This is a genomic window from Mesorhizobium sp. M0001 (assembly GCF_040324255.1).
Classification (GTDB): Bacteria; Pseudomonadota; Alphaproteobacteria; order Rhizobiales; family Rhizobiaceae; genus Mesorhizobium.
Map to the genome: position 1 here is coordinate 147921 of NZ_JAMYVS010000002.1, position 18243 is coordinate 166163.

19 protein-coding genes are annotated in these 18243 nt (G+C 64.5%); 12 read left to right on the forward strand and 7 right to left on the reverse strand.

Annotated elements, in window-relative coordinates:
• Positions 1-94: 94 nt before the first annotated feature.
• A complete protein-coding gene (locus NKK50_RS05730) occupies positions 95-2683 on the forward strand; it encodes a helix-turn-helix transcriptional regulator (protein ID WP_031203770.1) in 2589 nt (862 codons plus the stop codon).
• 222 nt (positions 2684-2905) lie between these two features.
• On the opposite strand, the gene secA is transcribed toward NKK50_RS05730, so the two are convergent.
• Positions 2906-5638, reverse strand: a complete 2733-nt coding sequence (gene secA / locus NKK50_RS05735) for a preprotein translocase subunit SecA (protein ID WP_023833369.1) — start codon at positions 5636-5638, stop codon at positions 2906-2908.
• 244 nt (positions 5639-5882) lie between these two features.
• Between secA and NKK50_RS05740 the strand changes: the two genes are divergently transcribed.
• Entirely contained in the window at positions 5883-6803 is a 921-nt protein-coding gene (locus NKK50_RS05740; protein ID WP_023833368.1) for a peptidylprolyl isomerase, read from the forward strand.
• A gap of 46 nt (positions 6804-6849) precedes the next feature.
• Here NKK50_RS05740 and NKK50_RS05745 read toward each other — a convergent pair whose 3' ends face one another.
• Positions 6850-7437, reverse strand: coding sequence for a TetR/AcrR family transcriptional regulator (locus NKK50_RS05745; protein ID WP_023694003.1), 588 nt, complete (start codon positions 7435-7437; stop codon positions 6850-6852).
• Positions 7438-7567: 130 nt separating this feature from the next.
• Positions 7568-8797, reverse strand: a complete 1230-nt coding sequence (locus NKK50_RS05750; RefSeq protein WP_023833367.1) for a caspase family protein — start codon at positions 8795-8797, stop codon at positions 7568-7570.
• Positions 8798-8966: 169 nt separating this feature from the next.
• Between NKK50_RS05750 and argJ the strand changes: the two genes are divergently transcribed.
• From argJ to NKK50_RS05775, 5 genes are all read left to right on the forward strand, one after another.
• On the forward strand, positions 8967-10208 hold the full coding sequence (gene argJ, locus NKK50_RS05755; protein ID WP_023833366.1) for a bifunctional glutamate N-acetyltransferase/amino-acid acetyltransferase ArgJ: 1242 nt from the start codon (positions 8967-8969) through the stop codon (positions 10206-10208).
• Between the two features lie 29 nt (positions 10209-10237).
• Entirely contained in the window at positions 10238-10987 is a 750-nt protein-coding gene (locus NKK50_RS05760) for a GNAT family N-acetyltransferase (RefSeq protein ID WP_023713717.1), read from the forward strand.
• Entirely contained in the window at positions 10984-11400 is a 417-nt protein-coding gene (mutT, locus tag NKK50_RS05765) for an 8-oxo-dGTP diphosphatase MutT (protein WP_023685791.1), read from the forward strand. The genes NKK50_RS05760 and mutT overlap by 4 nt, the downstream gene beginning before the upstream one ends.
• A 97-nt stretch (positions 11401-11497) precedes the next feature.
• Positions 11498-11806 (forward strand): hypothetical protein, encoded by a 309-nt coding sequence (locus tag NKK50_RS05770; RefSeq protein ID WP_023686679.1) that lies wholly within the window; start codon positions 11498-11500, stop codon positions 11804-11806.
• A 128-nt stretch (positions 11807-11934) separates the two neighbouring features.
• Complete coding sequence (locus NKK50_RS05775; RefSeq protein WP_023672984.1) at positions 11935-12117, forward strand: Flp family type IVb pilin; 183 nt, start codon at positions 11935-11937, stop codon at positions 12115-12117.
• Positions 12118-12129: 12 nt separating this feature from the next.
• Here NKK50_RS05775 and NKK50_RS05780 read toward each other — a convergent pair whose 3' ends face one another.
• Positions 12130-13002 (reverse strand): methyltransferase domain-containing protein, encoded by an 873-nt coding sequence (locus NKK50_RS05780; protein WP_023733657.1) that lies wholly within the window; start codon positions 13000-13002, stop codon positions 12130-12132.
• A gap of 72 nt (positions 13003-13074) precedes the next feature.
• On the opposite strand from NKK50_RS05780, the gene NKK50_RS05785 reads away from it, so the two are divergent.
• The 4 genes from NKK50_RS05785 (at position 13075) to NKK50_RS05800 (ending at position 15538) form a co-directional block, all read left to right on the forward strand.
• Positions 13075-13860, forward strand: coding sequence for a ComF family protein (locus tag NKK50_RS05785; protein WP_196814971.1), 786 nt, complete (start codon positions 13075-13077; stop codon positions 13858-13860).
• 22 nt (positions 13861-13882) lie between these two features.
• The gene (gene grxC, locus NKK50_RS05790) at positions 13883-14164 is read left to right on the forward strand and encodes a glutaredoxin 3 (RefSeq protein ID WP_023672982.1); all 282 of its coding nucleotides are present in this window, start codon (positions 13883-13885) and stop codon (positions 14162-14164) included.
• An 85-nt stretch (positions 14165-14249) separates the two neighbouring features.
• The gene (locus NKK50_RS05795; protein ID WP_023743063.1) at positions 14250-15116 is read left to right on the forward strand and encodes a carbon-nitrogen hydrolase family protein; all 867 of its coding nucleotides are present in this window, start codon (positions 14250-14252) and stop codon (positions 15114-15116) included.
• A complete protein-coding gene (locus tag NKK50_RS05800; protein WP_023672980.1) occupies positions 15113-15538 on the forward strand; it encodes a DUF1178 family protein in 426 nt (141 codons plus the stop codon). Before NKK50_RS05795 ends, NKK50_RS05800 begins: the two co-directional genes overlap by 4 nt.
• A 4-nt stretch (positions 15539-15542) precedes the next feature.
• Here the strand turns inward: NKK50_RS05800 and NKK50_RS05805 are convergent, their stop codons facing one another.
• Positions 15543-16028 carry a MarR family winged helix-turn-helix transcriptional regulator gene (locus NKK50_RS05805; RefSeq protein WP_023672979.1) on the reverse strand — a complete coding sequence of 162 codons (486 nt, stop codon included), beginning with the start codon at positions 16026-16028 and terminating at the stop codon, positions 15543-15545.
• A gap of 101 nt (positions 16029-16129) precedes the next feature.
• On the opposite strand from NKK50_RS05805, the gene NKK50_RS05810 reads away from it, so the two are divergent.
• Positions 16130-17020: a DMT family transporter gene (locus NKK50_RS05810; RefSeq protein WP_023833365.1), complete on the forward strand. Its 891-nt coding sequence runs from the start codon at positions 16130-16132 to the stop codon at positions 17018-17020.
• Positions 17021-17107: 87 nt separating this feature from the next.
• On the opposite strand, the gene NKK50_RS05815 is transcribed toward NKK50_RS05810, so the two are convergent.
• On the reverse strand, positions 17108-17440 hold the full coding sequence (locus NKK50_RS05815; RefSeq protein WP_352543303.1) for an MmcQ/YjbR family DNA-binding protein: 333 nt from the start codon (positions 17438-17440) through the stop codon (positions 17108-17110).
• Positions 17441-17463: 23 nt separating this feature from the next.
• On the reverse strand, positions 17464-18213 hold the full coding sequence (gene ubiG, locus NKK50_RS05820; RefSeq protein WP_023672976.1) for a bifunctional 2-polyprenyl-6-hydroxyphenol methylase/3-demethylubiquinol 3-O-methyltransferase UbiG: 750 nt from the start codon (positions 18211-18213) through the stop codon (positions 17464-17466).
• Positions 18214-18243 lie beyond the last annotated feature (30 nt).

Sequence of the window (18243 nt, forward strand, 5' to 3'; positions counted from 1 at the left end):
ATGTGTGCAAAGTCACATTGCGGCGCTTTCTTCACGGGCTAATCGTGAGCGGCCCGCCATGGTGGGAAAACTCCGATCCTGTGAGACGATGATAATGATGCTTCTGGAACGGCAGACGCAGCTGCAGCAGTTGGAGAGCCTGCTTGGCGATGCAATAGGCGGCCATGGCCGCGTCGCCGTGCTGGCCGGGGAGGCCGGCGCCGGCAAGACGGCGCTTGTCGAGGCATTCGCGGCCCGTGTGGGGCAAAGCGCGGCAATGTTGCGCAGCGCTTGCGAGGATCTGTCGATCCCAGATCCGCTGGGGCCGCTCTACGATCTGGCCCGTGAAGCGCAATGGGCGCTGCCGCGCGCCATCGATGCCCGGCATGGGCAGAGACTGCCGCTGTTTTCCGACGCGCTCGACGCCTTTGCGGCCAAGGGACCGAGCCTGCTGGTGATCGAAGACCTGCACTGGGCCGACGATGCGACGCTCGATTTCGTGCGCTTCCTCGGCCGGCGTATCGCCAACACCCACATCCTGCTGTTGCTCACGGCGCGCACCGACCGCAGCGAAGGACAGATGCGCGTGCGCCGCGCCCTTGGCGAAATCCCGGCCGGCAGCGTGGCGCGCATGGACGTGCCGCTGCTCAGCGAGGCGGCCGTGCTGTCGCTCGCCGATGCGGCCGGCCGCGATGGCGACGCCATCTACCGGGCGACCGCAGGCAATGCCTTCTTCGTCACCGAATTGTTGTGCGCCGAAAACGAAATGGCGCTGCCGGCAAGCGTGCGCGACGCGGTGCTGGCGCGGGCCGAGCGGCTGTCGGTTGGCGCCCGGGCCATGCTCGACGCGGTGTCGGTGTTTCCGCGCCGCGCCGACGCCTGGGCCTTGCAAGGCCTGTGCGGCGTCGCCAGCGCCGGCCAGTTGGCCGAGTGTGTCGCCAACGGCCTGCTTGACGATCTGGGCGACGGCTACGCCTTCCGCCACGACATCGCGCGACGCGCCATCGAAATGATGCTGACGACGTCGCACAGGCGGCAGTTCAACCAGCGTGCGCTGGCGGCACTGCTCGAAAATGGCGACGTCTCCACAGGCCGCCTGGTGCATCATGCGGTCGAGGCGCACAATCTGGCGGCGGTGCGCGAACTTGCGCCAATCGCCGCGCGCGAGGCGTCGCGCGTCGGCGCCCATCGCGATGCCGCCGGCTATTACGAGATCGCCTTGCAGCAGGCCGACAGCCTGCCGGTGATCGAGCGCGCCGCGCTCTACGAAAGTCATGCCTTCGAGTGCCATCTCATCGGCAAGATCGATGATGCGCTTGCAGCGCAGGGACAGGCGCGCCGGTTGCATCAGGCAGACGGCAACAGGCTGAAGGAGGGCGACAGCCTGAGATGGCTCTCCCGGCTGAGCGAAATGGGCGATGACCGCGAGGCGGCGGCCGCCTTCGGCGCCGAGGCTGTGGCGATGCTGGAAGCGGCTCCCGCCGGTCCCGAACTCGCCATGGCCTATTCGAACCTCTCACATCTGGCGATGCTGTCGGAGAGGGTGGAAGACACGCTGTTCTATGGCGAGAAGGCAGCGGCGCTGGCTGCGCGCATGAACCGTCCCGACATCGCCTCGCATGCCCTCAACAATGTCGGCTGCGTCGAGCAGTGGCTCAATCCGGATGCGGGACGCCTGCGCCTCGACCAAAGCCTTGAAATTGCGCTCCAGGGCAATTTCCAGGAGCATGCCGCGCGCGCCTTCACCAACCGCGCCTGTTTCGAGATCACCCAGATGAGCTACGACGCGGCACGTCCGGTGCTCGAGAGCGGCATCCACTATTGCACCGAGAACGACCTCGGCACCTGGCGCGACTATCTCAGGGGCATGCTGGCCGATGTGCAGCTGCGTCAGGGCCAATGGGATGAGGCCGCCGCGACGGCAAGCGATGTCATCGACAATGAGCGGACAACCACCGTGGGCCGGTTTCCGGCGCTGCTGGCACTGGCGAAACTGCGCCTGAGGCGCGGCGATCCCTCGGCCGAGCCGCTGTTCGCCGAAATGGCGCGTCTGGTCGGAAGCGGCGGCGACCTGCAGATGCTGAGCTCTTACGCGGCGCTGATGGCGGAGCAGGCATGGCTGGGCCTGGCCGACAGGCAAGAGGCGCTGGCGCTGATCACCCGCGCCGAAACGCCGGTGCGCTCGCGTGCCCATGTCGGTGAGCTGGCTCTGTGGCGAACATTGCTCTCTCCCGATATGCCGGCCGGCGACACCGCCGAGATGGCGACACCATACCGGCTGCTCCTGACCGGCGACTGGCGTTCGGCTTCGGCACTCTGGTCCGAATTGAATGCGCCATACGAGCGCGGACTGGCGCTCATCCTCGGCGACGACGAGGGGCAGCGGCTGGCATTGGATATTTTCGACGGCCTGGGGGCAAGGCCGGCAGCCCAGCGCCTGCGCGATATCATGCGCAAGAACGGCGTTGGCGGCATCGCCCGCGGCCCGCGCCGCTCGACGCGCGCCAACCTCGCCGGCCTCACCTTGCGCCAGATGCAGGTGCTGCAGCTGATCGAACGCGGCCTCTCCAACAAGCGGATCGCCGAGCAATTGACGATTTCGCCAAAGACGGTCGATCACCATGTCTCGGCGGTGCTGGGCAAGCTGGATGCGGTGTCGCGCGGCGAGGCGACAGCGACCGCGCGCGATTCGGGGTTGTTGTGAGGTTTTGACGAGGGTTGGACCGAGAGGTCGCCATCCTTCGCACCCCCCTCTGTCCTGCCGGACATCTCCCCCTGAAGGGGGGAGATTGGCTGTCACTGTGGCTTTCGCCAATTGTCGAAATTGAAAGAAGTTACGGCGCCGAAGCTGCTGATCTCCCCCCTTGAGGGGGAGATGGCCGGCAGGCCAGAGGGGGGTGCTGTCCCGCCGACCTAGCCTTCGAAATCAGGCAAACGCGCCGTGGCAGTGCTTGTATTTCTTGCCGGAGCCGCAGGGGCAGGCTTCGTTGCGGCCGATCTTGCCCCAGGTCGCCTGGTTGTTCGGATCGCGGTCTTCGGGAGCGACGATGGCGTTGCTCTCCTGGCGGACCAGAAGTGCGGTCTCGCCACCCTCGAAATCGTCCTCGCCCGTGGTGCCGTCAATGTGGCTGCCGAACATTTCAGGCGCTTCGGGCGGCGGCGCTTCGGCGGCCTGGCGGACCAGTTCGACGCGCATCAATTGCGCGGTGACGGCCTGGCGCAGATTGCCGAGCAGCGCCTGAAACAGCTCGAACGCCTCGCTCTTGTATTCCTGCAGCGGGTCGCGCTGGGCGTAGCCGCGGAAGCCGACGACCGAACGCAGATGGTCGAGGTTGACGATGTGCTCGCGCCACAGATGATCGAGCGTCTGCAACACCACCGAGCGTTCGACATAGCTCATCACGTCTGGGCCGAAGCGCTCGGCGCGCTCCTTGGCGGCGTCGTCGGCGGCCTTGGTCAGGCGCTCGCGGATGTCGTCCTCGGCAATGCCTTCTTCCTTGACCCAGTCCTCGACCGGCAGGTCGAGATTGAGGAATTCGGCGACCTCGGCCTTGAGGCCGGCGACGTTCCACTGCTCGGCATAGGCGTTTTCGGGGATGTTCTTGGTGACGATCTCCTCGATGACGCCTTCGCGCATCTCGGCGATCGTCTCGGACAGGCCTTCGCCGTCCATCAATTCGATGCGCTGCTCGAACACCACCTTGCGCTGGTCGTTCGAGACGTCGTCGTATTTCAACAGGTTCTTGCGGATGTCGAAGTTGCGCGCTTCGACCTTCTTCTGCGCCTTTTCCAGCGCCTTGTTGATCCACGGATGGATGATGGCCTCGTCTTCCTTGAGGCCAAGCTTCTGCAGCATGCCGTCCATGCGCTCGGAGCCGAAGATGCGCATCAGATCGTCCTGCAGCGACAGGAAGAATTTCGAACGGCCGGGGTCGCCCTGGCGGCCGGAGCGGCCGCGGAGCTGGTTGTCGATGCGGCGCGATTCATGGCGCTCGGTGGCGAGCACGTAGAGGCCGCCGGCGGCTAGCGCCTTTTCCTTCAGGCGCTCGACATCGGCAATGATTTCCTTTTCGCGCGCCTCTCGCTCGGGACCAGCAGGCATGTCGCCCAGTTCGTCCTCGATGCGCATCTCGGCGTTGCCGCCGAGCTTGATGTCGGTGCCGCGTCCCGCCATGTTGGTGGCGATGGTGATGGCGCCGGGTTTGCCGGCCTGGGCGACGATGGCGGCCTCGCGCTCGTGGTGGCGGGCGTTCAACACCTCGAAATCCTTGAACCCTTCCTTGCGCAGGCGCTCGGCCAGCTGCTCGGATTTTTCAATGGAGGTGGTGCCGACCAGCGTCGGCTGGCCCTTGGCGCGCGCTTCCTTGATCTCCTTGACGATCGCCTTGTACTTCTCCTCGACCGTCCGGTAGACCTCGTCGTCCTCGTCCTTGCGGATGACCGGCAGATTGGTCGGGATCTCGGTGACTTCGAGGCCGTAAATGTTGCCGAACTCCTCGGCCTCGGTCAGCGCCGTGCCGGTCATGCCGGACAGTTTCTTGTAGAGACGGAAATAGTTCTGGAAGGTGACGGATGCCAGCGTCTGGTTTTCCGGCTGGATCGCCACATGCTCCTTGGCTTCGAGCGCCTGGTGCAGGCCTTCCGAATAGCGGCGGCCCGGCATCATGCGGCCGGTGAATTCGTCGATGATGACGATCTCGTCGTTGCGGACGATGTAGTCCTTGTCCTTCTGGAACAGCCGGTGCGCCTTCAGCGCGTTGTTGACGTGGTGGACGATGGCGACGTTCTCGACGTCATAGAGCGACTCGCCCTTGAGCAGGCCGGCCGCGCGCAGCAGGTTTTCCAGCTTCTCGGTGCCTTCCTCGGTGAAGATCGAGGTCTTCTGCTTCTCGTCGATCTCGTAGTCGGCTGGGCCGAGCTGCAGCATGAAGGCATCGATGGTGTTGTACATTTCCGAACGGTCCTCGAGCGGACCGGAAATGATCAGCGGCGTGCGCGCCTCGTCGACCAGGATGGAATCGACTTCGTCGACGATCGCGTAATTGTGGCCGCGCTGCACCATCTGCGCGCGCTCATACTTCATGTTGTCGCGCAAATAGTCGAAGCCGAGCTCGTTGTTGGTGGCATAGGTAACATCGGACGCGTAGGCGACGCGGCGTTCCTCGTCGGACAGGCCATGGACGATGACGCCGACCGAGAGGCCGAGGAATTTGTAGACGCGGCCCATCCATTCGGAGTCGCGGGTGGCAAGGTAGTCGTTGACGGTGACGACATGGACGCCCTTGCCGGAAAGCGCGTTGAGATAAACGGGCAGGGTGGCGACCAGGGTCTTGCCCTCGCCGGTACGCATTTCGGCGATGCCGCCATTGTGCAGCACCATGCCGCCGATCAGCTGCACGTCGAACGGGCGCATGCCGAGCACGCGGCGGGATGCCTCTCGGACGGTGGCGAAGGCCGGCACCAGCAGGTCATCGAGCGTGGCGCCGTTGGCGATATCCTGGCGGAATTTTTCCGTGCGGGCCTGAAGCTCGGCGTCGGACAGCGCCCGCATCTCGTTTTCCATGGCGTTGATCGCCTCGACACGCGGCCGGGTCGATTTTACGCGACGATCGTTGGAGGAACCGAAAACCTTACGGGCGAGACCGCCGAGACTGACCATCCGATGGTCCTTTCGATAGAATTCTCAATTTTGAGATGAGCGCCGGCCGGCCCCATCAATTCCGCGTGAAACGCGGACAAACACAAAAAGCGCCCGGAAAACGGTTCTGGACGCAAAGTCGTTGGACAGATAAGAGGGGGCTCAACTGATGTCAACGCCGCGTTAGCCCTATGGGCAGCGCCAAATTCCGCCACAATCCGGCTGATCTGCAAGCCCTACCAATCCCCCCTTGGAGTTAATCTTGATGTCCTTACTGTTTCGCCGTGCGTCGCTCGCCAGCCTTGGCTTGGCTTTCGGCCTGTCGGCCCTGTCGCTGTCTCCGCTGATGGCCCAGGAAGCCGCTCCCGCCTCGGCCGATGCCGCAGCAGCGCCGGCGGCAGCCCCCGTCGATCCGAACACCGTTATCGCTACAGTCAATGGCCAGAAGCTGACCGAGGCGGACCTTGGGCTTGCCGAGGGCGAGCTGTCGCAGCAGTTCTCGCAGTTGCCACCCGAGCAGCGCCGCGCCGCGGCCCTTTCGGCGGCCATCGAAATCCGCGTCATGGCCGCCCAGGCGGTCGCTACCGGGCTCGACAAGGATCCCGAATTCCAGCGCCGCATGGCGTTCCTGCAGCAGCGCGCGCTGCATGGCGAGATGGTCGAGAAGGGCGTCGTCGACAAGGTTACCGATGCCGAGGTGCGCGCCCGCTACGACCAGGAAATCGCCAGCACGCCGCCGGTCAATGAGATTCATGCCCGTCACATCCTCGTGAAGACGAAGGAAGAGGCCGAGGCGATCATCAAGCAGCTCGATGGCGGCGCCGACTTCCAGAAGCTCGCCAACGAGCATACCAGCGATCCCTCGGGCAAGACCAATGGCGGCGATCTCGGCTGGTTCGGCCCGGGGCAGATGGTGCCGGAATTCGACAAGGCGGCAGTTGCGCTCGAAATCGGCAAATACACCAAGGAGCCGGTGCAAACGCAATTCGGCTGGCATGTCATCAAGCTCGAGGACAAGCGCACCAAACAGCCGCCGGCCTTCGACGACGTCAAGGACCAGGCCAAGCAGGCGGTGATCCGCGACAAGTATTTCGCACTGGTCAAGCAGCTGCGCGGCGCCGCAAAGGTTGAAATCCCCGACGCCAATCTGAAGAAGGCCGTCGACACGATGGAAGCCGGCAAGTAAGGCCGGCACCGAAAAAACATGCAAAGGGCGCCGTTCGGCGCCCTTTTCAATTGCGGGAGATGCCGGACATCACATAGCGGACAGTGGCACGGATTGTCGCCTCATCTTCGTCCAGCCGGTTGGTCAAAAGGTGTTTCCAGGCATAGGAAGCGATGAGGTCGGCGACCAGCGCTGCGTCGATATCGGCCGCAACCTCGCCGCGCGCCTTGGCGCGCTCGATGATCCGAGCGGTGTGGGACACGCGCCCATCGGCATAGCCAGTCAGGGCCGCGGCCGCCGCTTCGTCGGACTGGGCCTCGGCGATCAGCGAGCGGAATACGCTGCCCGAGGATGTGTCGCGCCAATGCGCGAAGAGGTTCCTCAGAAAACCGACGAGGTCGTCTTCGAGACTGCCGGTATCGGGGACGTCGACACGCTTTTGCCGCTTGTAAACCTCCAGCAGCAGGGCCGCCTTGCTCGGCCACCAGCGATAGATCGTGGGTTTGCCGGCGCGCGCCCGCCGCGCCACGGCCTCTATGGAGAAGCCGGCATAGCCGGCCTCGACCAGCACCGCCTCCGCGGCCTCGAGAATGGCCTCGGCGCTGTCTGGGTTGCGCCGCGCCCCGATCGATCTGCGGGCCGGATCCTCGCCCATGTCTGTCCTCGCCAACAATGTCTGCCCTCGCCAACAATCTCGCCGGCAATATAGGTGAGCTGGCAGGCAAACGAAACGGCCCGTTTCCAGCGCTTGTAGAAGCAGGTCTCACATTCGCTTCGCGGGGATTTCAGTTCATCGCTTGCGAGGTTTCCGAGGCGATACGCCACTGGCCGTCGCTCTTCACCAGCCCAAGCGTGACTCGTGCCTTGCCGGTCATGCGCGCCGCCGATTTGTCTTTCGACATATAGTCGTAGCTCATCGCGAACACGGCTTCGGCGCGGTTCTCGCCCTGCGGCGTCACCTCGAGGCTGCCGGGCTCGAGACTGAACGACCAGGATGCAAATTGCGCGAACCAGTCCGTCTTGAGCTTGACGACGGCGTCGCTGTCATAGCGCGTGCCGAAGATGGTGGCGGAAGGCGCATAGAGCCGCTTGACGGTCTCGCCGATCGCCGCGGCATCGGGCGCAAGATAGTCGTCGCGCAGGAATTTCTCGATTGCGGTCTTGTCGTCGCCTACAGACCGTTCGAGTGCCGCAACCTTTGTTTCGGGCGCCGGGGGGACGGCGGGCTTCGGCTGTGCAACCGTTTCGCCGCCGGGCACAAACTCGAACCGTTCGAGCAGCGAACCCTGTTCCCATGGGCGCTGTCCCTCGCGGGTTTCGGAGACCACGTCGCGGCGCACCGCGATCATCATGTCGTTGATGCTCTGGCCGGGCTCGGCCATGTGCCGCAGCAGGGCGGCGGCGAACGGCGAATTGCGTCCGGTGCCGTCCATGGCGACAGCGCCTGGCGCCGTCGAGAAGGCGATGAAGGAGCCGCGCGTCGAATCGAACTGCGCCAGACCGGCAAGCGCCGTTGCCGAGCGCGTGGTGGCGGTGCGGCTCAGGCTGCGGGCAAAGGGATTGTTGCGGCAGGCGTCAAGGAAAACCAGGCTGACCTTGGTCTGCTGCTCCATGATGTCGAGGACTTCGTCGATCGGCACGGCTTCGAGCTGCAGCTTGACCGGCATGTCGAGCCGGGCGTCGACCGGCACGATGTAGTTGCGCCCTTCCACCTGCAGGCCGTGGCCGGCGTAATAGAAAAGCCCGACGCCCGCACCTTCCAGCGCATCGGAAAATTCGCCGATCTTGCGCTCGAGTTCGCGCTTGCCGAGATCGTTGCCCTCGATGACGTCGAAGCCGATCGAGCGGAGCTTGCCGGCAATATCGAGCGCATCGTTGACCGGATTGGTGAGCGTGCCGGCTTCGGCATAGGTGCCATTGCCGATGACCAGCGCCACGCGCCGTTCCGGCTGCGCATCGGCGCTCAGGAGCAAAAGCCCCATAAACGCCACCGCCAAGATCACCAGCCTGCCCATGGCCGATATCATAACGCCAGAGGCCCCGGTGACGCCAACGGATTTGAAATGCAAGCTTAATCCCTGGTGGCTTGCCGACAGCGGCGGCCAAGAAAACGCCCTTGCGCCGGGCCGTGCTATCGGGCAAACCGGCCTTCGCCCAGCGTTTTTCCCTCGCCCGAGGTCTCCAATGTCCGCAACGATTTCGCCGCTCGCGCCGAAGAAATATCCCAAAATGCCTGCCATCGAGGGCGTGCGCATCGCCACCGCCGAGGCCGGGATCAAGTACGAGAACCGTACCGACCTCTTGGCCATGGTCTTCGATGCCGGCACAGCGGTTGCCGGCGTGTTCACGAAGTCGAAATGCCCCTCGGCGCCGGTCGACTTCTGCCGCGAGAACCTTGGCGCCGGCAAGGCACGGGTGCTGGTCGTCAATTCCGGCAACGCCAACGCCTTCACCGGCAAGAAGGGCCGCGCCTCCACCCAACTGACCGGCGAGGCCGCGGCCAAGGCCGCAGGCTGCACGCCAGGCGAAGTGTTCCTCGCTTCTACCGGGGTAATCGGCGAGCCGCTCGACACCACCAAATTCAGCCATTTGCTGGCCGGACTGGTCAAGGACGGCAAGCCGGATCTGTGGACCGAGGCGGCAAAGGCCATCATGACCACCGACACCTATCCGAAAGTGGCGACAGCGACGGTCAAGCTCGGCGACACCGACGTCATCATCAATGGCATCTCCAAGGGCGCCGGCATGATCGCGCCCGATATGGCGACTATGCTGTCCTTCATCGCCACCGATGCGCCGATCGCCGCCCCCGTGCTGCAGGACTTGTTGTCGCGCGGCACGGCCAAGACCTTCAACGCCGTCACCGTCGACAGCGACACCTCGACCAGCGACACGCTGCTGTTGTTCGCCACCGGAGCCGCTGCCAAGCGCGGCGCGCCCGCCATCAGCGATCCCAAGGATGCGCGTCTCGGGGCGTTCCGCCGGGCGCTGGGCAAGGTGCTCAAATCGCTGGCGCTGCAAGTGGTGCGCGACGGCGAGGGCGCCCGCAAGCAGGTCGAAGTCACCGTTACCGGCGCCAAATCGGCGCGCTCGGCCAAGCGCATCGCGCTGTCCATCGCCAATTCGCCGCTGGTCAAGACGGCGGTTGCCGGCGAGGACGCCAATTGGGGCCGCGTCGTCATGGCCGTCGGCAAGGCCGGCGAGCCGGCCGATCGCGACCGGCTGTCGATCTGGTTCGGCGACAACCGTCTGGCGCATGAGGGCGAACGCGACCCGGGCTACTCCGAGGAAGCGACCTCGGCCTATATGAAGCGCGACGACATTCGCATCCGCGCCGATATCGGTATCGGCCGCGGCAAGGCGACGGTGTGGACCTGCGACCTCACCAAGGAATATGTCGCCATCAATGGCGATTACCGGAGCTGATGGAGTTGGCTTCCAGGCATCCGGCAAGCATGCTCGCCATCGTGCGCCGCTACGAGGCTGCGGGGTTTCGCGCCTGGCCGGCGGCGGCCGTGCATTATGACGGCACCTGGGTGGTGCGGCTGACAGCCGGCCATCCGGCCAAGCGGCTGAACTCGGTCAACCCGCTCGATCCCGGCGACACCCAGCACATTGCCGAGCGCATCGGCCGCGCCAGCCGGCGCTTCGACGCCTATGGCAGGCCGCTGACCTTCCGCATCTCGCCGCTGTCGGGGCCGGACCTGGCCAAGCATCTCGACAATGAGGGCTGGAGCACATTCGACGAATCCCTGGTGATGCGGCTGCCGCTGGCGGACGCGCAACTGGCGCCGGCCATGGACCAGATTCCGCTGAAGGATATCAGCCGCTTTCTCGGCGCGTCGCTCAAGGTCAGCGGCTCGGATGCATCGCTGCGGCCCGGTCTTTCGGAAATCATCGGCGCCATCCAACCCGAAGTCGGGCTGTTTGCGCTGGAGGAAGGGGCCGACCCTCTGGCGGTGCTGATCTGCGTCCATGACGGCGATCTTGCCGGCCTGTTCGAGATCGCCACCGCCAAGTCGGCGCGCAATCAGGGCCATGGCCGCAACCTGATCCTGTCGGCGCTGAAGTGGGCGAGGCTGCGTGGCGCTCGCGAAGCCTGGCTGCAGGTCGAGGCCGGCAATGCGCCGGCGCTGGCGCTCTATCGCTCGCTGGGCTTCGACGAAGTCTATCGCTACCACTATCGCCGGCCGCCGGGCGCATGAGCGAGATCACCGGCAAACGCCTGCTGCTGGTCGCCGCGTGCGCGCTGGTCGATACCGATGGGCGGGTGCTTCTGGCGCAGCGGCCCGAGGGCAAACAGCTTGCCGGCCTGTGGGAATTTCCCGGCGGCAAGGTAGAGCCAGGCGAGACGCCGGAACAATGCCTGATCCGCGAACTGCAGGAAGAAATCGGCATCGAGACTGACATTCCTTGCCTGGCGCCGCTCACCTTCGCCAGCCATTCCTATGATGATTTCCATCTCCTGATGCCCCTGTTCGTCTGCCGCCGCTTCCGCGGCATCGCGCAGCCCAGGGAAGGGCAGGCGTTGAAATGGGTGCGGCCAAAGCAGATGCGCGACTATCCCATGCCGCCGGCCGACGCGCCGCTAATCCAGTTCCTCATCGACCTGTTGTGATACAAAGCCATTTCGCGGTCTGATCTAGCCAGCGTTAATGGAAGATTTATCTCGTCGTGAAAAATTGCGGCAAAGCGGGTTCGCGGGGAGCGATTGCATGAGCCTCGACAGGGAATGGGACTCGATCCGGCCAGATCGCAGCTTTCGCGCCGCCGGCGTCGGCTTATTGCGCGTCACGCTGTTGTTCGGCTCGGCCGCAGTGGCGCTGGCGCTGATCGCGGTCCCCGTGCTGGACAACCAGACGCGATCATCCAGCCGCGATGCTCTTGCAGGCGGTCTCGACCCGATGAGCACGGGTTCGATCGGCTCGCGGGCCACCTATACGCTGCGCAGAAGCGTGCTGCAGCCCTCACCGAACTCAGTCTGCATCATCCGCGCGGACGGCCAACGCAGCGGCGACTGCTGACCAACAAGGTCGACACCAGCTTGAGAACTTCCTCAACGTAGGGCCCATTTCACAGCCTGTTAAGCTTGTGCCGTTAACCTTTCTTAACAGGTCGGCGATATGGTCGGGGATGAGAGGGATCGACGATCATGAAGCCATTGCTGCGCCGATTTTTGCAGGACGAAACAGGCGCCACGGCCATTGAATATGGCCTGATCGTTGCGGTGCTGTCGCTTGCCATCGTCGGGGGTGTCGGCAAGGCCAGCAATGCGATCCAGTTTCTGTTCAGCGACAACAACAGCAGGCTCGCAAACGCCTTCGCCGAGCACTGATCCGGAGCGCCGTCACCGCCCGCCGGGGTTTTCCAGTATCGTCTTCAGCGAGACCTTCGCCGAACCCGGTTTCAAGGGCTTTTGCTGCGAGGCATCGGGCGCCCAGCCCGACATCCAGACGATGGAAAAGCTTGCCCTGATGCGGCCATCAGCGTCCGAAAAGCGTTCGGCATAGATTTCGGCGGCACGGGTAAAAAGCTTTCGCGCTCCCGGTCGCCGGCTGCGATCGGTCAGCGCGCTGGTTTCGCCCATCGCCCTGAGATCTGCAATGAGGTCGAAGAGGGTATCGTAGCGGACGGTCACCGTTTCGACGTCGGCCACCGGCAGCGCCAGTCCGGCGCGCTGCAGCAGTGCGCCGGCGTCGCGAACATCGGTGAAGGGGATGACACGCGGGCTGGCGCCGCCATAGAGTTCGGTCTCGGCGGCGAGCAGGCTTTCGCGCAATTCGGAAAGCGTGCCGGCGCCGGCAAAGGCGCCGAGGAAAAGCCCGTCGGGCCGCAGAGCGCGGCGGATCTGCACCAGCATGCCGGGAATGTCGTTCATCGCCTGCAACGACAGAAGTGAAACGACGAGGTCGAGGCTTTCCGGCTGGAACGGCACTGTTTCCAGCGGTGCTATCAGCCCTGGCCGGCCGTCCAGAAACGCTGGATCTGCCTCGACGCGCACGATCTCCGCTGCCTTGCCGCTTGCAGCGACCACGTCCGTTGCGTCCGGCGTCTGGCAAAACAGCACCGCGGCCTTGCCGAATTTCCGCTCGACCGCGCCGAGCCGGTCGGCAAGGTCTTCCGCCGCCCGCCGCATCAGAAAATCCGCGCCGGCTACGGGGTGGGCCAGCGCCCTGCGCTTGCGCACCAGCCAAAGTTCAGTATCGATGATCGGCTGCAACGGTAGACATCCCTGTTTGTCCGTCTAGTGATATCCTGGCGCGGACGACAAAACCACGTGGCCGATCCGGTGATGGAGATCAAGAGCCTCGCTCAAACCATGTTGAAGCTGGCCATGTTGGACTGGCCGGCGCGGATGCTGTTCCCGCCGGTCTGTGCCGGCTGTCGCAGGCACGTCTCGCAACCCGGCGTTTTGTGCGGTGCCTGCTGGCCGAAACTCAGGCTGCTGGAGCGGCCATGGTGCGCGGTGATGGGCACGCCATTCACGCACGATATGGGCGAGGGATTCCTGTCGGCCGAGGCGATCGCCGATCCGCCGCCGTTCGAGCGGGCGCGGGCGGCCGTGGCCTATTCAGGTGTCGCCCGCCAGATGGTGCAAGGTCTGAAATACCAGGATCGCACCGATCTGGCGCCGTGGATGGCGCGCTGGATGCTGCGCGCCGGCGCTGAGCTAATTGCAGACGCCGATGTCGTCGTACCGGTGCCGCTGCACTGGCGGCGCTTCTTTCGCCGGCAGTTCAACCAGTCGGCGGAGTTGGCAAGGGCGGTTGCGCAGCTTAGCGGGCTGCCTTTCTCGCCCTCGGCGGTCCGGCGCGTCAAGCTCACGCGCCAGCAGGTCGGGCTGGAGCGGCAGGAGCGCGAGGCCAATGTCCGCGCCGCCTTCCGTGTGCCTGCGGAAGCCGAAATCGAGATCACTGGGCGCCGCGTGCTTCTGGTCGACGATGTCTACACCACCGGCGCCACCGTGCGCTCGGTCGCCAGGGCGCTGAAGAAGGGCGGCGCCGGAGCGGTCGATGTGCTGACCTTCGCGCGTGTCCTGCCGGGGGACTTTCGGGCCGACGAGTCCGCGACTATATAAGGTCGAGGAAAGGCACGGACCGATGCTCGATGTGACGATTTACACCCGTATGATGTGCGGCTATTGCGCGGCGGCCAAGCGGCTGCTCGACCGCAAGGGCGTCGCTTACACCGAGCATGACGCTTCGTTTTCGCCGGAATTGCGCCAGGAAATGATTTCGCGGGCGCATGGCCGCTCGACGTTTCCGCAGATTTTCATCGGCGACACGCATGTCGGCGGCTCCGACGACCTCCACGAGTTGGAGGCACGGGGGCAGCTGGATAGGCTGCTTGCCAACGGCTCGACGACAAAGAGCGGTTCGTAGCGCCGCTCTATGTCTTTGTTTTACGCAATTCCGGACGGAAAACCGTTACACACTTTTCCTGGAATTGCTCAAAGAGGACGTGACGATGGGTATTTTCAAGGCGGCGGCGATCCAGATGCGTTCGGGCGAGAGCCCCGAGCGCAACGCGGTCGATCTCGAACGGCTGGTGCGCGAAGCGGCAGGCCTCGGTGCAACCTACATCCAGACCCCGGAAATGACCGGTGCGCTGATCCGCGACAAGGAAGCCAGGGCTGCTTCCTTCACCTTGGAAGACAAGGACATCGTCGTGGCGGCCGCGCGCAAGCTCGCCAGCGAACTCGGCGTCTTCCTGCACATCGGCTCGACCGCCATCCTGCGCACCGACGGCAAGCTCGCCAACCGGGCGCTGCTGTTTGGGCCGGACGGCGCCACCCTTGCCACCTACGACAAGATCCACATGTTCGATGTCGACCTCGACAATGGCGAGAGCTGGCGCGAATCCGCCGCCTATGAGCCGGGCACCGAGGCCGTCGTCACCGAGATCGACGGCGCTAGGCTCGGCTTTGCCGTCTGCTACGATCTACGCTTTCCACAGCTGTTCCGCGCCGAGGCGATGGCCGGCGCCGACCTCTTGTCGGTGCCTGCCGCCTTCACCCGCCAGACCGGCGAGGCGCACTGGCATGTGCTGCTGCGAGCCCGTGCCATCGAGAACGGCGCCTACGTGGTTGCTGCAGCACAAGGTGGCCTGCATGAGGATGGCCGCGAAACCTATGGCCATTCGCTGATCGTCGACCCATGGGGTCGAATTCTCGCCGAGGCCGACCATGACGATCCGGAGGTGATCATCGCCGAGATCGACACGGCGCAGTCGTGGGCCGCGCGTAAGAAAATCCCCAACCTTAGGAATGCGCGCGATTTTGCCGTCAATGCCGGCGCAGTGGAAGCGCCGCGGCTCAGGGGCGCGGCTTCGTGATCCGCTTTGCCCTGATCTGCGAGCACGAGCACGAATTCGAGGGCTGGTTTCGCAGCAATGACGATTTCGACACGCAGAAGAAGCGCGGCTTCGTCGATTGCCCGAGCTGCGGCTCGCACAAGGTGCAAAAGGCGCTGATGGCGCCAGCCGTCTCCACCGCGCGGAAGCAGGAAACAATTGCGCTGGCCATGGGCGAAACCCAGAAGCAGGCTTTGGCGCAACTGAAGGCGATGGCCGAGAAGGTGCGCGAGAATGCCGACTATGTCGGCGACAAGTTTGCCGAAGAAGCGCGCAAGATCCATTTCGGCGAGAGCGATGCGCGCGGCATCTATGGCGAGGCGACGTTGGACGAAGCCAAGAGCTTGGCCGAGGATGGCATCGATTTCATGCCGATCCCGAGTTTTCCCGAGGAGCGCAATTGAGCGATCAGCTGGCGCTATCGATCAATTTGCCAAGCAACTGAGCCAGTGCCCCCCGCTCCGTGCCGGTGAGCCCGGCGAGGATTTCATGCTCGTTGGCGACGTGGGCGGTCAGGGCTTCGTCGATCAAGGCCAGACCTTTTTCGGTCAGTTGCACGACAATGCCACGCCGGTCGTTGGGGTGCGGGCCGCGCAGGATCAGTCCGGCCTTCTCAAGCCGGTCGAGCCGGTTGGTCATGGCGCCGGAGGTCACCATCGTCGCCTCGTATAGAGCGGTCGGTGTCAGCGCGTAGGGCTGGCCGGAGCGGCGCAGCGTCGCCAGCACATCGAATTCGCCGGCCTGCAGTCCGAAACGGGCAAACAGCGGGGCGAGGCGCTCGCGGGCGATTAGCGACGAGGCTTCGTTCAGCCGCCCAAGCACCAGCATTGGCGACACCTCCAGGTCCGGCCGTTCCCGCTTCCATTGCTCCACCGCCTTTGCCGCGCGATCCATCTGTCTCACCGCTAAGTATCTTGACGTTAAGAATCTTTGTGGTATGCTACCTCAAGATACAGTTTCGACCCAGTGCCGCAAGTGAGTGACGGAACCATCCGATGAAATTTCTCTGGGAATCGGCGCTTGGCCTGCTGGTCGTCACCGGCGGCCTGCTCGGCCTGACCCTGCCGTTCGGCAAGCTGGCGACGGCTGCCGGCGTTCCGGCCATGGTCTGGGCCTTCGTCATCTCGTTCGGCGCCGGGGGCGTGCTGCTGTGCCCGTTGCTCGCGAACGGCGAGCGCATGCGGCTCACGTCGCACAGACTGCGCTATTTCTTCATCACCGCCGCCGTGTCCTACGCCGTGCCCAATCTGCTGATGTTTTCGGCTATCCCGCATCTCGGCGCCGGCTATACCGGCATCATGTTCACGCTGTCGCCGGTCATCACACTGGTGTTTTCGATCCTGCTCGGCGTTCGACGGCCAAATACGCTCGGCAGTATCGGTATCGCCGTCGGCTTCATCGGCGCCGTCATGGTGGCGGTGACGCGCGGCGAGGCCGGCCAGCCGGCCGATGTCTACTGGGTGCTGGTCGGACTTTTGATCCCGGTCAGCCTTGCCGCCGGCAATATCTATCGCACCGTCGACTGGCCCGAAGGCACCGGTCCGATCGAACTGGCCGTCGGCAGCCACCTGGCCTCGGCGACGCTGCTGCTGATCGGCATTCTCACGCTGTTCGGCGTCGGCGCTTTCGCCCCGTTCAGGGCCGTGCCGCTGGTTGTCGTGGCGCAAGTCGCTTCGGCCTCGGCAATGTTTGCCTTCTTCTTCCGGCTGCAGGCCGTGGGCGGTCCGGTCTATCTCAGCCAGATCGGCTATGTGGCGGCGGCCGTCGGCCTGTTTGCCGGAACCATCTTCCTCGGCGAGCACTACCAGTTGCTGACCTGGGCCGGCGCGGTGATCATCACCATCGGCGTGATCATCACCACCAAGGCGCAGAGCCAGAAGGCATAGGGTCTTTGGTTTACGCAATTCCCTAGGCAAAGCGCTATGCGCTTTTCCCGGGAAAACCGCTTCACACTTTGCTCGAACTGCTCAAGCTTAAATTTGGCTCGCGTCGAGGCGCTTCCGTAGCGCCGGCGGGGCGACGTTTCGCCAGGCCGTCCGAACGGCGCTGCGGAATGTCTGTTCGTCGCAGGCTTCGAGCATGATCGACGTCCATCCCTTTTGGCCCCAGCCGCCTGTCACGGGCCTGAAAACCGATGGCTCAGCCGCGGCCATCATCTCTTGCTGGTCCCGGTCGAGCTTGACGACAGCACGGTCGGCTTCGGGCAGCGAGACGAAGATACGGTTGCGGACGCGGAAGTCAGCCTTGCCGAAATGCGATTGGTCGACCGTTTCGGGAAGATCGAGCGCCAGCTCTCGGGCCCTCATAGTGTCCACGGCCGCCCCTTCGTTCAGACCGATCGTTTTTCCGCCAGCACCATATAGTTGACGTCCATGTCCTTGGAGCGTGCCCAGCGGTCGGCGAGAGGATTGTAGGTCACGCCGGTGCGGTCGATGATGGTCATGGCGGCGCTGCCGAGCGCCTTTTCAAGCTCTTCGGGCCGCACCAGCTTGCCGAACTGGTGGGTGCCGCGCGGCAGCCAGCGCAGCACATATTCGGCGCCGATGATGGCCAGGCCCAGTGCCTTCAGCGTGCGGTTGATGGTGGCCACGAACATGATGCCGCCGGGCTTGACCATTTCGCCGCACTTGCCGATGAACAGGTCGACATCGGCAACATGCTCGACGACTTCCATGTTGAGGACGACGTCGAATTTCTCGCCGGAATCGGCCAAATCCTCAGCGGTCGTAGCGCGATAATCCACCGTCACGCCGCCTTCGGCCGCGTGCAGCTTCGCCACCTCGATGTTGGTTGCCGAGGCGTCGGCGCCGACCACTTCGGCTCCAAGCCTTGCCATCGGCTCGCACAACAATCCACCACCGCAGCCGATATCGAGGAAACGCAGGCCTTCGAACGGCCGCGCCGCCCGCGGATCGCGGCCGAAGCGCGCCGCCACCTGGTCCCGGATATAGGCCAGCCGGACCGGGTTGAATTTGTGCAGCGGACGGAATTTGCCGTTCGGGTTCCACCATTCGGCGGCAAGCGCGGAAAAGCGTTCCACTTCTCCGGCATCGATTGTCGATCGTCGGGCCTCTGGCATGGGGCGGGTCTCCTCGGACGCTAGGAAGTC

Coding starts and splice junctions, on each gene's coding strand:
- NKK50_RS05745 (WP_023694003.1), bottom strand. CDS start 7,437: ATGGGCGAGGATCCGGCCCGCAGATCGATCGGGGCGCGGCGCAACCCA.
- NKK50_RS05815 (WP_352543303.1), bottom strand. CDS start 17,440: ATGAGGGCCCGAGAGCTGGCGCTCGATCTTCCCGAAACGGTCGACCAA.
- argJ (WP_023833366.1), top strand. CDS start 8,967: ATGTCCGCAACGATTTCGCCGCTCGCGCCGAAGAAATATCCCAAAATG.
- NKK50_RS05795 (WP_023743063.1), top strand. CDS start 14,250: ATGGGTATTTTCAAGGCGGCGGCGATCCAGATGCGTTCGGGCGAGAGC.
- NKK50_RS05750 (WP_023833367.1), bottom strand. CDS start 8,797: ATGGGCAGGCTGGTGATCTTGGCGGTGGCGTTTATGGGGCTTTTGCTC.
- NKK50_RS05740 (WP_023833368.1), top strand. CDS start 5,883: ATGTCCTTACTGTTTCGCCGTGCGTCGCTCGCCAGCCTTGGCTTGGCT.
- NKK50_RS05730 (WP_031203770.1), top strand. CDS start 95: ATGATGCTTCTGGAACGGCAGACGCAGCTGCAGCAGTTGGAGAGCCTG.
- ubiG (WP_023672976.1), bottom strand. CDS start 18,213: ATGCCAGAGGCCCGACGATCGACAATCGATGCCGGAGAAGTGGAACGC.
- NKK50_RS05805 (WP_023672979.1), bottom strand. CDS start 16,028: ATGGATCGCGCGGCAAAGGCGGTGGAGCAATGGAAGCGGGAACGGCCG.
- NKK50_RS05775 (WP_023672984.1), top strand. CDS start 11,935: ATGAAGCCATTGCTGCGCCGATTTTTGCAGGACGAAACAGGCGCCACG.
- mutT (WP_023685791.1), top strand. CDS start 10,984: ATGAGCGAGATCACCGGCAAACGCCTGCTGCTGGTCGCCGCGTGCGCG.
- NKK50_RS05785 (WP_196814971.1), top strand. CDS start 13,075: ATGGAGATCAAGAGCCTCGCTCAAACCATGTTGAAGCTGGCCATGTTG.
- NKK50_RS05810 (WP_023833365.1), top strand. CDS start 16,130: ATGAAATTTCTCTGGGAATCGGCGCTTGGCCTGCTGGTCGTCACCGGC.
- NKK50_RS05760 (WP_023713717.1), top strand. CDS start 10,238: ATGCTCGCCATCGTGCGCCGCTACGAGGCTGCGGGGTTTCGCGCCTGG.
- NKK50_RS05770 (WP_023686679.1), top strand. CDS start 11,498: ATGAGCCTCGACAGGGAATGGGACTCGATCCGGCCAGATCGCAGCTTT.
- grxC (WP_023672982.1), top strand. CDS start 13,883: ATGCTCGATGTGACGATTTACACCCGTATGATGTGCGGCTATTGCGCG.
- secA (WP_023833369.1), bottom strand. CDS start 5,638: ATGGTCAGTCTCGGCGGTCTCGCCCGTAAGGTTTTCGGTTCCTCCAAC.